The 14015-nt window shown below is 52.1% G+C and carries 15 protein-coding genes; 6 read left to right on the top strand and 9 right to left on the bottom strand.

Translation table 11 applies throughout. The features are described 5' to 3' along the window. Positions 1 to 7 precede the first annotated feature (7 nt). Positions 8 to 307 (top strand): cytochrome o ubiquinol oxidase subunit IV, encoded by a 300-nt coding sequence (cyoD, locus tag DHN43_RS17975; protein ID WP_063287574.1) that lies wholly within the window; start codon positions 8 to 10, stop codon positions 305 to 307. Here the strand turns inward: cyoD and DHN43_RS17970 are convergent. Together DHN43_RS17970 and DHN43_RS17965 are read right to left on the bottom strand one after the other, a co-directional pair. Beyond that, positions 276 to 1337 (bottom strand): glycosyltransferase family 4 protein, encoded by a 1062-nt coding sequence (locus tag DHN43_RS17970; protein ID WP_108819533.1) that lies wholly within the window; start codon positions 1335 to 1337, stop codon positions 276 to 278. The genes cyoD and DHN43_RS17970 overlap by 32 nt on opposite strands. Before the next feature lie 18 nt (positions 1338 to 1355). After that, complete coding sequence (locus DHN43_RS17965) at positions 1356 to 2501, bottom strand: NAD-dependent epimerase/dehydratase family protein (RefSeq protein WP_108819532.1); 1146 nt, start codon at positions 2499 to 2501, stop codon at positions 1356 to 1358. A 567-nt stretch (positions 2502 to 3068) separates the two neighbouring features. Here DHN43_RS17965 and DHN43_RS17955 point away from each other — a divergent pair. From DHN43_RS17955 to DHN43_RS17935, 5 genes are all read left to right on the top strand, one after another. Next, positions 3069 to 4058 (top strand): TRAP transporter substrate-binding protein, encoded by a 990-nt coding sequence (locus DHN43_RS17955; RefSeq protein ID WP_063287577.1) that lies wholly within the window; start codon positions 3069 to 3071, stop codon positions 4056 to 4058. A gap of 178 nt (positions 4059 to 4236) precedes the next feature. Further along, positions 4237 to 4743, top strand: a complete 507-nt coding sequence (locus DHN43_RS17950; protein WP_108819715.1) for a TRAP transporter small permease — start codon at positions 4237 to 4239, stop codon at positions 4741 to 4743. A 9-nt stretch (positions 4744 to 4752) separates the two neighbouring features. Then, complete coding sequence (locus DHN43_RS17945) at positions 4753 to 6024, top strand: TRAP transporter large permease (RefSeq protein ID WP_108819530.1); 1272 nt, start codon at positions 4753 to 4755, stop codon at positions 6022 to 6024. A gap of 17 nt (positions 6025 to 6041) precedes the next feature. Further along, positions 6042 to 6896, top strand: a complete 855-nt coding sequence (locus tag DHN43_RS17940) for an isocitrate lyase/PEP mutase family protein (protein ID WP_108819529.1) — start codon at positions 6042 to 6044, stop codon at positions 6894 to 6896. 281 nt (positions 6897 to 7177) lie between these two features. Beyond that, complete coding sequence (locus DHN43_RS17935) at positions 7178 to 7885, top strand: glycosyltransferase (protein WP_063303113.1); 708 nt, start codon at positions 7178 to 7180, stop codon at positions 7883 to 7885. A 114-nt stretch (positions 7886 to 7999) separates the two neighbouring features. Here the strand turns inward: DHN43_RS17935 and map are convergent, their stop codons facing one another. From map to DHN43_RS17900, 7 genes are all read right to left on the bottom strand, one after another. Then, positions 8000 to 8779, bottom strand: a complete 780-nt coding sequence (gene map, locus DHN43_RS17930) for a type I methionyl aminopeptidase (RefSeq protein ID WP_108819528.1) — start codon at positions 8777 to 8779, stop codon at positions 8000 to 8002. Then, positions 8776 to 8982, bottom strand: a complete 207-nt coding sequence (locus DHN43_RS17925; RefSeq protein WP_057461352.1) for a ParD-like family protein — start codon at positions 8980 to 8982, stop codon at positions 8776 to 8778. Before DHN43_RS17925 ends, map begins: the two co-directional genes overlap by 4 nt. A gap of 103 nt (positions 8983 to 9085) precedes the next feature. After that, complete coding sequence (locus DHN43_RS17920; RefSeq protein WP_108819527.1) at positions 9086 to 10336, bottom strand: NAD(P)-binding domain-containing protein; 1251 nt, start codon at positions 10334 to 10336, stop codon at positions 9086 to 9088. 159 nt (positions 10337 to 10495) lie between these two features. Further along, entirely contained in the window at positions 10496 to 11812 is a 1317-nt protein-coding gene (locus DHN43_RS17915; protein WP_063287583.1) for a TRAP transporter large permease, read from the bottom strand. A 4-nt stretch (positions 11813 to 11816) separates the two neighbouring features. Beyond that, positions 11817 to 12290, bottom strand: a complete 474-nt coding sequence (locus DHN43_RS17910; RefSeq protein WP_057461350.1) for a TRAP transporter small permease — start codon at positions 12288 to 12290, stop codon at positions 11817 to 11819. 35 nt (positions 12291 to 12325) lie between these two features. Then, positions 12326 to 13375, bottom strand: a complete 1050-nt coding sequence (locus DHN43_RS17905; protein ID WP_063293428.1) for a TRAP transporter substrate-binding protein — start codon at positions 13373 to 13375, stop codon at positions 12326 to 12328. A gap of 88 nt (positions 13376 to 13463) precedes the next feature. After that, positions 13464 to 14006 carry a VOC family protein gene (locus tag DHN43_RS17900; RefSeq protein ID WP_057461348.1) on the bottom strand — a complete coding sequence of 181 codons (543 nt, stop codon included), beginning with the start codon at positions 14004 to 14006 and terminating at the stop codon, positions 13464 to 13466. Positions 14007 to 14015: the final 9 nt, after the last annotated feature.

Below are 14015 nucleotides of genomic sequence, written 5' to 3'. Positions count from 1 at the left end.
GAGCAAAATGCACCCGCAATCTCACAGTGCAAAGAGGCTGATCACAGGGTTTATCCTCGCGTTGGCGCTCACACTCATTCCGTTTGCCATTGTCTGGACCATGGCGTTTCCGGTTGAACTGACCTTCGGCATCATCGCTTTATGCGCGCTTGTTCAGGTTGGCGTACATCTTCATTACTTCCTTGGCATTGATAGCAGAACCCCGATAGAAAACGTGCTTGCCATGAGTTTTGCAGGCGTTCTGATCTTCCTGATGGTTGGCGGAACGCTCTGGATTATGTTTGATCTGTATGAGCGGATGATGTGAGGATATCCTTGGCTTTCTGAGACTGCTCAGTAGAGAAGCTGACGAGGTTACTCAGAAAGTCCTGCGTGGCCTGCTCCCAGGAGAATGTTTTGGCATGGGCGATGCAATCCTCTGGTTTCATTGGTAAAGCATGTTGGATTGCAACTGCGAGATCCTCATCCATTGCCCCAACTGGCGCATCGCCAATGATGTCTTTGGGGCCTGTCACCGGATAGGCTGCAACGGGGATGCCACAGGCCATCGCCTCCAGATTAACGAGGCCGAATGTATCGGTTTTAGATGGAAACACCATCACATCCGCCCCGCAATAAGCCTTGACCAGATCATCTCCGGTTTTTGCCCCAGTAAAGACGGCATCTGGATAGCGCTTTGTAAGCGATGCCAGATCGGGCCCATCCCCCACCAGAATCTTTGTTCCCTGCACGTTCAGATCTAAAAACGCCTCCAGATTCTTCTCGGGTGCAATCCTCCCCACATAGAGCATTATTGGTTCGGGAAGGTCTGCAAACATTTCAGAAGGAACTGGCCGGAATTTCTTCAGCTCAACTCCCCGCCGCCAACGCACGGCACGCTTAATTCCGATACGATTGGACGTTTCCAACATAGTCTGTGTGGTGACCATGGTGTGGGTGGCTTGATTGTGAAAGGCAATCAACCACTTGTAGAACCAAGCCTCAGGCAGTCCCGTACGCATGGAGGCATACTCCGGGAACTTGGAGAGCCATGAACTGGTGAAGTGATGCGCATGGCGGCGGCAGTATTTGCGAGCGGCCCAACCCAACGGCCCTTCGGTCACCACATGCAATGCATCGGGTTTCAGCTCGCGCAGCATGCAGGAAAGCTTGTAATAGGGAAACAGCGCCAACTTGATATCCGGATAGGTTGGCAGCGGCATTTGGTGAAACTGATCGGGCGTGATGAGGATAACTTCATGCCCCAGAGCGGATAACTCGCGGCGTGTGATCTCTAAAACACGAACCACCCCGTTGATCTGCGGGTGCCAGGCGTCGGAGACAATGACAATTTTCATCGGCCTATCCCCGTAAAGTTACCAGAGGGACAAGCAAGGGATTTTAGTCGTATCGCAGCGATCAGAGTATTTTCTCGCAATATCAGTCACTTCCTCAAGTAACCGATCACTCAGCGTGATTGGCTCCAGTCCCATCTCCAGAAATTTATGATTGGCCACCATCAAATCGTTTTCTGCAGCTTCCTTGCGCGGATTTTCCAGATAAGCAATTTCAACATTTGCCATTTTGGCGACCATCTCAGCCAGATCACGAACCCTGTGAACCTCTGTCATCTGGTTGAGGATCTTCACGCGATCTCCACGCTCTGGTGGATTTTCGACGGCGAGCTGAACACAGCGCACAGTGTCCTGAATATGGATGAAAGCCCGCTTCTGGCCGCCTGTGCCGTGCACGGTTAACGGATACCCAATTGCGCCTTGCATGAGGAAGCGGTTGAGTACGGTGCCATAGTCGCCGTCATAATCAAAACGATTGATGAGCCGCTCGTCCAGTGAGGTCTGCTCGGTCTGTGTGCCCCAGACGATACCCTGATGCAGATCGGTTATCCGCAATCCATAATTCTTGGCATAGAACTGGAAGAACAGCTGATCCTGCGACTTGGTCATGTGGTAGATGGAACCGGGGTTTGTGGGATAAAGGATCTCCTGCTCGCGCATATCTCCGTTCACATCCAGATGAACCCGCAAGTATCCCTCGGGGATTTCACAGCCCACCGTGCTGTATCCATAAACCCCCATAGTACCGAGATGCACAAGGTGAGTATTCAGCTCCGCTTCAACAATTGCAGAGAGCACATCATTGGTCGCGTTGAGATTGTTTGAAACCGTGTAGCGCCGGTGCCAGGAAGATTTCATGGAGTACGGCGCTGCCCGCTGCTCCGCAAAGTGGATGATTGCATCCGGCTTCTCGTGCTTCAACAACTGCAACAGGCGGTCATAATCTGTGCCAAGCGTTATATTGGCAAAACGAATGGTGTTGCCCGTCAGCTCTTCCCATGTTGCCAGCCGTTCGCTGATCGGCTCAATGGGAGTGAGAGAGGAAACCTCAAGCTCTACGTCGATCTTGCGGTGAGAGAGATTATCGACAATGACGGTATCGTGGCCAAGGCTGGAGAACAACAGACTTGTGGGCCAGCCGCAAAAACCGTCGCCGCCCAGTACCATAACTTTACCCACGAAATCGCCCTTCCCGCCGACTCACCCACGTCTGGCTGAGGTAGCATCCGATTGGTACAGACTGATGACCTCGCCTTCTGCGGATGGCGAAAATCCTGCATGATTAGCCCACGTTCTTTCAAGTGGTCACAATGCGCAGTCCAAACACACGCTAGATAAGCACGTGTACGGGTTGGCTTCATCTCCCTAAAATCAAGGGCAAAGATCGCTCAATATGCAGGCAGCAACGCTGTAACCTGAACTGTGCCGCGCACGTCATGTTTATAACTCGGAGAACTTTCGTTTGAATTTGCGGAAATGTTTTGCGGTCGTCGAAACGTAATTTTGAGAGGAGTTGGTGAGATGTAGCCCTTGTGAAGTTTCACAGGAACGTAACGGTCACTGGGAGTTCGCCGAAAGGCATCGCAGACAAGAGGCGCTTTTCTTGCCAGCTGGAATTGAGAGATCTGGACAATATAATTACATTTTCTCAGCAATAACGGCCTGTACTTCCGCAAAAAACACTCTCTAATATACCACATATTTCAAGAGATTTGTTTTGGGAGAGGGACACCTATGAGAGTAAAACTAATTTCAATGCTGGGCGCGGCTGCGCTTTCCTTGTCATGCGCTACCGCAATGGCTGCAGATACAATTCGCGTTACTTTACAGCTGCCTGAAAGCCATAGCCTTGGCCAGAACTGGAATGCCTTCAAGGAAATCATTGAGGAGAAATCGGGTGGAGACCTGAGTCTTCAGCTGTTCCCGTCCGCTCAGCTGTTTAAGGACAAAGAGGTGCCTGAAGCTGTTGGTTCCGGTGCGATTGAAGCTGGCTCAGCGTTTCTTGGTCGTTTCGCTGGCTCCGTTCCTGCTGTTGAGATTGTCAACTTGCCGTTCTTCTTCCGTGATGAAGACCACCTGAGAGCAGCTGCTGCCAATGGCTCGCCGATGCGTGAGATTCTCGACAAAGCCGTACTGGAAGAAACCGGTGCCCGCGTTTTGTGGTGGCAGGCCTATGGCCGTAACATCTACCTCAACAACGGTGATCCGATCAGAACCCCTGAAGACATCAAAGGCGAAAAAGTTCGGACCTACGGCAAAGTCCTTGGTTGGACTGTCGAAGCCCTTGGCGGTGCACCAACTCTGATGTCTGGTTCCAAGCAGTTCCTCGCTTATCAGCAGGGTGCAGTTGATGTGGGCATGACTGGTACTTCTGGCGTAACCAGCCGCAAGCTCTATGAAGTTATGGAGAACATGACCCTCTCCTATGATTTCGCCATTGAGTTTGTTGCCGTGATCAACAACGAGTTCTTTGAGAGCCTTTCAGCTGAAAACCAGCAGATCATTCTGGATGCAGCAGCTGTTGTCGAGAAACAGCTGCGTGATCAGGTGTATTCCGGTGAAGATGCTTTGGTTGAAAGCGTCAAGGACAAGATCAACGTGATCCGCTTGAGCGATGAAGAACGCGCCAAATGGGTGGAAGCAACAGCCTCTGTTCAGGACCGTTTTGTGGAAGCGGCTGGCCCAGTTGGTCAGCAAGCCATTGATGCTGCAAAAGGCATGTAAGATTTACGGGCAGGTTTGCCTGCCCAGGTCTTCAACTTGATATGGAAAGGGAGCCATGCGGCTCCTTTTCTCCCATCCTGTTTTAGGATCCCCTTTATTTTGAGGGAGCCGACTGCACATAATGATCACTCCAAACAGTGCGTGTCTGCTCTCCGGCAAATCCATTTGGTGCTCAGCCGTGATTAAGCTCATCGATCATATTTCCGAATTCACCGGCAAGTTGGCTGCCTGGGTGTTTTTCGCAATTGGTTTTTTCATCTGTTACGAAGTCGTCTCCCGGTACGTCTTCAACAGCCCGACCGTGTGGGTGGATGAAGTCTCTCGGATCGGTCAGATCTGGGGGGCTTATCTTGCCGCAGCCTTTGCGCTTAAGCACCGCGAAATGATCGTTATCGATGTTGCCTTCCGGCGCCCGGATACGGTGTTGCGTAAGATGGTTGAGACCTTCTCCATTCTGGTGATCCTGATCTTCTGCATAACCGCAGTTTGGTACGGTTATGGTCTCTGGCTTAAGTCCACTTTGCGGGGCCACACCACAGATACTTATCTGGCTTTACCCAAGTGGTTCACGCATGCCTCAGTCTGGGTTGGCTTTGCCTTGCTGGGCCTGCAATCCATTGCCGAAGCTGTAAAGATTTGGCGTGATGGGGTGCCTGCTGATGACACCTTGCAACATGAGATTTAGGGGCTACACATGACTGCGTTTCTCATTCTCGCAGCCCTGCTGCTGCTTCTTGTTCTCCGTGTCCCGGTCGCGTTTGCATTAGGCTCACTAGGCGTTTTCTTGCTCTGGTATTTCCCGTTGCCACTGAATGCCGTCCCCCAGCGCCTTTATGGCTCTATGGACAGTTTTGAGCTGCTAGCCGTGCCCATGTTCCTGCTCATGTCCAACGTGCTGCTGAAAGGCGGGGTTGGCAAAGACTTGTTTGCAGCTGTGCAAAGCTGGGTCGGTCACTGGCCGGGTGGACTTGGTGTCGCAACGATTCTGTCTTGCGGCCTGTTTTCTGCTGTTTCAGGCTCTTCCGTGGCGACTGCTGCAACCATCGCGACGGTGGCGATCCCCGAGATGACCTCACGCGGATATGAGCGCCCGTTTGTGCTGGGTATGCTGGCCGCTGGTGGAACGCTGGGTATCCTCATTCCGCCGTCTATCCCACTGATCCTTTACGGCATTGTAACGGAAAGCTCGATCCCGAAGCTGTTCCTTGCGGGTATTGGGCCCGGCCTGTTTCTTGCCAGTGTGTTCATCGTCTATGGCATGCTCTACTCGCGCTTTAACAGCAATTATGAGCGCATTGAGAAAGCGAGCTGGGTGGAACGCAAACGCGCGACCTTCATGGCTCTGCCGACCGTGTTGCTGGCTGGATCTATCATCGGGTCCATCTACATGGGTATCGCCACACCTTCGGAGAGTGCTGGCATTGGCTTTGTCATGGCGCTTCTCATCACATTCGTCATGGGGCGGATGAACTGGGAGAAGATGAAGGAAGCCACCTATAAATCCATGAAGACCACCACCATGGTGTTCCTCATCATTGCGGGGGCAAAGGTCTTCTCCTACGCCATCACTCTTTATCGGTTGCCGCAGGATATCTCCACACTACTCACCACCAACATCTCCGAGCCGGGCCTGTTTATACTCGCCGTTGGTCTGGTGTTGCTGATCGTTGGCTTCTTTCTGGAATCTCTCAGCATGTTGCTGATCATGGTGCCAGTCCTGTTTCCTGCGCTAGTGGGAATGTCCATTGATCCGATCTGGTTTGGCATCTTTTTCGTGGTGCTCATCGAGACTGCGCTGATTACACCACCCGTGGGAATGAACCTCTTTATTATTCAAGCTGTTGGCGGGGCGAAATTGTCAGAGGTCGCCAAAGGTGCGTGGCCGTTTGCACTCATGATGCTGGCAACTGCCGCCCTGCTTTACTTTTGGCAAGGGCTTGCCCTGTATATCCCTTACAACACATAGAAAATGGGCTCATAAAAATGTCAAAAGCTCAGGTGCTTAAAGATCTGTTCGAAAGCGGCAAACTGAATGTAACGCCTTGTTGCTGGGATGCCCTCTCCGCTCGCCTGATCGAGCAAGCCGGTTTCCCTCTTGCCTTCATGAGCGGATTTGGTGTTTCCGCGGCTCGTCTCGGACAACCGGATGCAGGCCTCATCTCCTATGCAGAAATGGTTGATCAGGCCCGTAACATTGCCGGTGCGACCGACATTCCCGTGATTGGGGATGGTGATACAGGTTATGGAAACGCTCTCAACGTCAAACGCACAGTCAAGGGCTATGCCAATGCCGGTATGGCCTGCGTGATGATTGAAGATCAGTTGGCGCCCAAACGCTGCGGTCACACGAAAGGCAAACACGTGGTGGATCGTGAGGAAGCCTTCATGCGCATTCGGGCGGCTGTAGATGCGAAGAACGAAGGCGCAGATATTCTGGTGCTTGCCCGCACAGATGCCCGCGCCGAGCATGGCCTGGATGAAGCCATAGAGCGCGCCAAAACCTTCCGCGAAATCGGTGCTGACATGACCTTTGTGGAAGCGCCGCGGACCATTGAAGAAATGAAACGCTACTGTGACGAAGTTGAAGGACCTAAAATGGCAAACATGCTGGAGGGCGGACTAACACCGTTCCTTCAACCAGCTGAGCTTCAGGAGCTTGGTTTCGCCATCTCAACCTACCCGTTCACCGGCCTGATGAGCATGATCAAAGCGCAGCAGGAGGCCTTGGATAAGATGAATCGAGGCATCTTCACTGACCCTGCCATGACCTTTGAAGACCTGCAAAAGGCTGTCGGCTTTGATGTGTATTATGAGGCTGAAGAGCGATATCGGCATTGAGTCCTTATTTGGACGATATGCGTCAGTGACAGCAACCTAACTTTGCAATGCACTGCGGACAATTAACTAAACTAAAGAATTTGGCAAAGCCAGAAAGATCAATGATTGCTCTACAGTTATGCCTGACCTTAGAATTATTAAAATATATCAATGATCTATGGGATATGACAAGGCATTAAAACACAGCATGAACTTGCGGATTTATTAGTCTGACATTTTCCATTCAAATTGCGCCATCTCGTTTGTGAAGTTTTTTTCTCAGCTGAACGGTGGTTCGCAAAATGTCAGAGAGTGTTCGAATATTCATCGGTTATGATTCCAATGAAACGATTGCCTATCATGTGCTTGTTCAAAGCATAATTGAGAACTCATCCCTCCCACTTTCCATCACGCCCATTGCTCTGAATAACGTACGCAGTATCTTCAAGCGTGAGAAGCATCCTCTTCAATCCACCGAGTTCTCATTCAGTCGCTTTCTGGCGCCGTATTTGTCCAATTATGAAGGCTGGTCGATCTTTATGGATTGCGACATGATCGTGCGAAAAGATATCGCAGAGCTTTGGAACATGCGTGATGACGACTATGCCGTGATGTGCTGCAAGCATGATTACACGCCAGTGAGTGATACGAAGTTCCTCAATAACGTCCAGTCCAAATATGAGAAGAAGAACTGGTCGAGCGTTATGATGTTCAATAATGCCAAGTGCAAAGCGCTAACGCCAGAATATGTAAACACTCGGTCAGGCCTCGAACTGCACCAGTTCAAATGGCTTGGAGATGACAAGCAGATAGGTTCTCTGCCGCTTGTCTGGAACCATCTGGTCGAGGATTATCCATACAACCCAGAGGCTGCCCTTGTTCACTACACCTATGGTGGCCCTTATTTCGAAGAGTATCTGGACTGTGATTACGCCGAGGACTGGCAGCAATACAAACGCAGTACTCTTCATGCAACACAGCGAGCTAAAGCAGAGCCTGAGCTGGCATAGGCTGGCGGTTCATTGACACTCCAAAACGTCCCCACAGGTGAACAATGCCTGCAGGGACGTTTAGATTTCTTTTGAGAACTGCCATAGGGGGAGAATGCGAGAGCCCAGCTCCTCCTACTCAGGCACCTTCTCCCCATCTCGCAATGTCAGCACTTCAAAGCCATCGTTTGTCACCAGCACTGTGTGTTCCCATTGGGCTGATGGTTTGCGGTCGAGAGTTTCTACTGTCCAGCCGTCTTCTTTGGTAACGGTGAGGTCTGTACCTGCATTGACCATGGGCTCGATGGTGAAGGTCATACCTTCCTTCAGGACTACTCCAGTGCCTCGTTTGCCAAAGTGCATCACGGAAGGGCCTTCGTGCATGTCGCGGCCAATGCCGTGGCCGCAGTAATCACGCACGATTGAGTAGCCGGCCTTTTCTGCCAGTTGTTGGATGGCAGCACCCACATCGCCCAATCTTGCGCCGGGGCGGACTTCTTTGATGCCCGCCCACATGGCCTTGTAAGTGGTCTTGACCAGCTTTTGTGTTTTGCGGGAGGCGCCGGGCATCACAAAGGTGGTGCTGGAATCTGCGATGAAGCCGTCCTTCTCCAATGTAATATCTACATTGATGATATCTGAGGCTGTCAGCTTGCGGTTTTGATCAGGTATGCCGTGGCAAACAACTTCGTTGATGGAGGAGTTGAGCGCGAACTTATAGCCGTATTGGCCTTTGCTGGCTGGGCGGGCTTGCAGTTGGTTGACGATGTAATCTTCTACCCGATCATTTATCTCAAGCGTAGAAACACCGGGCTTCACAACGTCTTCCAGCATTTTGAAGACTTGCGCGAGAAGCTTGCCGGACTGGCGCATCAGGGTGATTTCATCGGCGTTTTTGATGATGATCGCGCTCATGTCTCGATCACCTCTGGGGGAGCGACCTTACAAGCTTTGAGCTGTTGTTGAACCAGTTCTGTGTAGCTGAGTGTTGGGTTCAACTCTGCTAGCATACCCATTTTGATCCAGAATTCTGCTTGCGCGTTGATGGAGCGAGACATGACTGTGCTCGCTTTTCTGATTTCTTCATGCAGGTCATCAGAGATTTTTACAATGCCCATGGAAATGGCCCTTTATATGATTAATATACATATCGTATACGAATCGCATAAAGGCAAGAGGCGAGTTGCAGTGGGTGCAGCAGATCAGAACGGCCGTTTTGCTCTATTCCTTCAGGTCGTAGGTGAAGGGGTGAAGACGGTAGTTTTGCTGGTACTGGCGTTTATGGTCGTTGAGCGTGTTTAAAAAGGTCTTCCAATCCAGGTCAGGCTCTCCGGTCATGTCGCTCAGCCTGGTAAAGCTCTCGAACACGCTGTTGTGGTACTCTTCCAAATTGGCAGGGTTCTTTTGCAGGACACAGCCACCATTGGCGATTTCCCTGTTGATCTCATTGGTAGGTGGTAGATCCAATTCTCCGCTTAAGATCTTTGCGCAATAAATGCTTTGCAGATGAATGTTGGCGAAGTGGACGGTGAACCGCGGCAGACCGAGGAAAATAAGGGTCGGGTCTGGTGGGTAAAACATGTTCAGATACAGCGGTCCCATGGAGCACCCGCTTATTTCAATGTCATCCAGAGAGCCTTTCAGGAAGGGGAAGTTGTAGATGTATCCCGTACACAGGATGATATCATCCACGTTGTGCAGGACTTCCCCGTTTTGCAGGTAGACTTTACGTCCTTCGATGCGCTCTGGCCGTGCATGCTGGCTTATATTGAGCCCCTCCCCGTAAAGCCCGTCGCGCACATAGCATTTGTGACCGTTTGGTGGGAACGTACCACAGATATACACCTGCTCGGCATGTGGGCTCAGGTCCAGCGATATGTCCTCTGAGGAAACGCAGGCTCCAATCAAAACAACGCGCTTGCCTTCATAAAGGTTCGGCAGGCGGTAAGACTGCGAATGAGTGACTGGTCCTTCAAAACTTTCCAGTCCTGCGATCTTGGGAATGTTGGGGTAGCTGTCCTTTCCGGTTGCGACAATCACATGCGTGAAGATCTTTTCGGTGCCTTCAGTGCTCACACGCCAACCATCGCCAGCCTTGGCAACATGCTTGACCGGTGTGTTGAACTCGATGAGCGGCTGGATACCTGCTTCTCTGGCGGTTGCATCAATGTAATCCAGCACATCCACGCGGCCCGGAAACAATTGTAAGTCTTCCGGCAGCTTGTAATCGCTGATTTGCATGGCGCGTTTGGGCAGGTTGGCCCAAAGCTTGGGGTACATTGCGGAATAGACGCTCTGGCTTTGCGGATCGCGTACATCAACGGGCTCGTCCGTGAGAACCTCATAGGCCCACTGTCCACCCAGACAGTTGCGTGCTTCAAATATAGTTGGAATTATGCCGCGACGCTTGAGCTCAATCGCAGCAGTGAGCCCGGTTGGGCCAGCCCCGATAATGGCGATGTTAGGAGCCATGAAACCCTCAGCCTTATTATGGTTGCAGCTACTATGGGCCTTGCGGGTTAATTGCCGGTTCGTGCGTTTGTTAGGATGCGAGATGAGTACGCGGCCCTAAAATGCCAAAAGGGAGAGCTGGTGCCCTCCCTTTTTTCGTTGATCTCAGATCCGGTGTGGTTACATGGCTCCAACGAGCCACAAAGAGAACCACGGGAACGCGATCAGCAGCGCGAGGCGTACAAGGTCGGATACCCAGAATGGGAACACGCCCTTGAAGATCGTGGAAAGTTTGACATCCTGCAGGACGTTGCGCAGCACGAAAACATTGAGCCCGACCGGTGGTGAGATCAGACTTATCTCGGTAACCACCACCACAATGACTGCAAACCAGATGAGCACGGCTTCCGGATCGTTCAGTACTTCTGTGCCAAAGTCCAACTCCAGAATGAGCGGGTAGAACACAGGCACGGTCAGCAGGATCATGGAGAGGCTCTCCAGCACACAACCAAGTACGATGTAGATGAGCACGATGCCGAGGATCACCATGTAGGCGTTGACTTCAAGCTCAAGCACCCATTCTGCCAGTGTGTCCGGCAGGCCAGCAAAGTTCACGAAGTTGGAAAACACTTCCGCGCCAATAATGATCATGAAGATCATGGCCGTGGTGCGGGCACTCTCCAGCATGGCTTGGTAGAGATTTCGAATGGTCATGCCACCCATCAGCAACGCGATCAGGAACGCTGTTCCAGCGCCGATACCAGCAGCCTCAGTGGGCGTGAAGAGCCCGCCATAAATGCCAACCATGATCACAGCAAACAGGCCGAGCACAGCAAAGACACCGAGCTTTTCTTTGCGGGTGAAGGGTTCAACACCTTCAGCTTTGGGTGCGAGAGACGGGTTGATCAAAGTGGCGACATAGATGGCGCCGATGTAAAGCAGAAGCCCCAGAATACCCGGAATGACACCAGCGACGAACAATTTGCCAATGTCGGACTCCGTCAGCAGGCCGTAGATGATCATCACAACAGATGGCGGAATGAGGATCCCAAGCGTACCGCCAGCGGCGATGGAACCAGAGGCCAGACTGTCTGCATAACCGTACTTGCGCATGGACGGCATGGCCACTTTGGACATGGTGGCCGCTGTCGCGAGAGATGATCCGCAAACAGCTGAGAACCCGCCGCACGCCACAACTGATGCCATGGCAAGACCTCCGCGCGCGCCGCCGAGCAGGCGGTTTGCAGCAGCATAAAGGCCGTGGCTGACACCGGAGATAGTGAGCAGATTGCCCATGAGGATGAACAGCGGAACCACAGAAAGCGAGTAAGACAGGCTGGTTTCAAAACCTACGCTGCTGACAACAGACCATGTGGCAGACCAACCGCGCAGCCACGCAAAACCAGCCGCCCCGATAAAGATCATAGCGAAGGCGATTGGCACGCGCAGGAAAATGAGGACGAGCAGAGCTGCAAAGCCGACAAGGGATTCGAACATGACTTTAAAAACCTCTGCGGAATGCTTTTTTGAAGAATACGAATGTGTAACCGGCGCTCAGCAGCGCAGAGACAGCAGCGATCCAGGCAAGGGGTGCCAATGGGATGTCCAAAGCATTGGTGACGGCTCCATCTTCCATAAGGCGTTCTGCGTGTGCAGCCAGCCGCCAGGAGAGGATCAGGAGCGTGACAGTGGAAACAGACCAGGCAATGCCCTTCATCAGAGACTGCATGACCGGAGGAACCATGCCGTAGATCATGTCCACTTCAACATGTTCTTTACGAGAGGTTGTCAGCGGCAAAGCTGTAAAAACCAGAGCACCAAGCATCAGCTGGGTGATCTCAAAAGCACCGCGAACAGGAGCGTTGAACCAGTAACGGCCAACAACATCAACGACTGTAAGGCCAGTCAGACCCGCGAGGAGTAACGCGCAACATATTCCAAGGCCAAGCTCAATGAGGTTGGCGAGGGAGCGCACCCGCGATGCGCCCCCTGAAGAGTTGTTAGACCCGATCACTTTTCTACGCCTGTAGATTTACGGAATTTTTTGAGAGCAGCAGTGCCGTCAAAGCCATCTTCTGCAACAGCCTTTGCCCATTCGGTCTCATAGGCAGCAGCTTTTTCCTTGATGGCCGCAACCATTTCAGGAGATGCATCATAAATTTCGATGCCAGCTTTGTTGATGCGTTCGATTGCTTTTTCATCCGCACCGTTCCATGCCTTACCCACACGCTCAGCAAAAGCATCGCCGGAGATTGCCATGATGGCAGCCTGATCTTCAGCAGAAATACCGTCCCACTTGCCTTCGTTCATCACGAGGAACCATGTGGTGTTGTAGATGCCACCTGGAACGCGCATGGAATATTTGACGTGGTCCAGCAGTTTGAACGCGGTCAACGCTTCATAGGTGAAAGTCACACCGTCGATGATGCCGCGAGACAGGGTCTCATAGACTTCGCCGGATGGCATGAACAGCGGAGACGCGCCAAGATCGCTTGCCAGATCAGCAATGTAACCGCCCGGAACACGGATCTTCAGGCCTTCGATGTCTGCTGGAGTGTTCAGCTTGCGCACGTTGTTATGGAACACGCCCGGACCGTGAACAAAGAGGCCAAGAACCTTGGTACCTTTGTGCTCTGCCTGTGCATCCAGATCGTTTGCGTAAACATCCCAAAATGCTTTGGAGCCGGAAACAGCGTCATCTCCAAGGAAGGAGAACTGGCCGATGCGGGAGCGCTGGAAACGGTTGTCTTTGGTGAAGGAATGCAGACCGTATGTGATGTCGACAACACCATCCGCCGCCATGTCAAAGTGCGCAGGTGGAGCGCCAGCAGATTTCGCCAGAACGCGCACAGAAACGCGGCCATCGGTAACCTTCTTAACTTCCTTTGCCCAGGGCTTGATTGCGTTGACCACAATCGGGTGGCGTGGTGGCAGCCAGCTGGAAAGAACCAGCTTGGTTTCTGCGTAAGCAGCGGTTGCAAATGCAGTTGGCGCCAACATGGCAGCTGTTGCCATGCCAAGCAGCGTGCGGCGGGCAACTTTCGTCTTCAAGAATTCCATGGCTCCCTCCCTAAAGATACCAATAAAATCATTTTGTTGGGTGAAGAACGGGAACCTCCCAGTCCCCATTCTTCAGGCAATCCTGATCCTAGGCTTTGCCGAGTTCTTTTGCGTGCAGCCAGTCAGCGTGTTTTGGCGCTTTCTTGGTGCGGCTCCACTCTTCCAGCATGTCCCACTTCACAGCATCGAGACGCTTGAGTTTCTCTTCTTCTGCAGGATCTGGACATGCCAGCTCGACGCGGTGTCCGTTTGGATCGAAGAAGTAAATGGAGTGGAAGATGGAGTGATCTGTCACGCCCAGCACATCAATGCCGTTGCCTTCAAGGTGCTCTTTAAACTCGATCAGAGTTTCACGGTCCTTCACTTTGAAGGCAATGTGCTGCACCCAGATTGGTGTGTTCTCGTCGCGGCCCATTTCCGGCTTTGTTGGCAGTTCAAAGAATGCCAGCACGTTGCCGTTGCCTGCATCAAGGAACAGATGCATGTACGGATCAGGCTCGTGTGTGGAAGGAACCTTGTCCTCTGCAATGGCCAGTACGAAGTCCATGTTGAGGTTTTTGGTGTACCACTCAACGGTCTCTTTTGCGTCTTTACAACGGTAGGCAACGTGGTGAATTTGCTCAATTTTCATAAGACTCTA

The sequence above is a fragment of the Pseudovibrio sp. Alg231-02 genome (genome assembly GCF_900143565.1).
Classification (GTDB): Bacteria; Pseudomonadota; Alphaproteobacteria; order Rhizobiales; family Stappiaceae; genus Pseudovibrio.
This window is presented reverse-complemented; position numbering and strand designations above follow the sequence as displayed.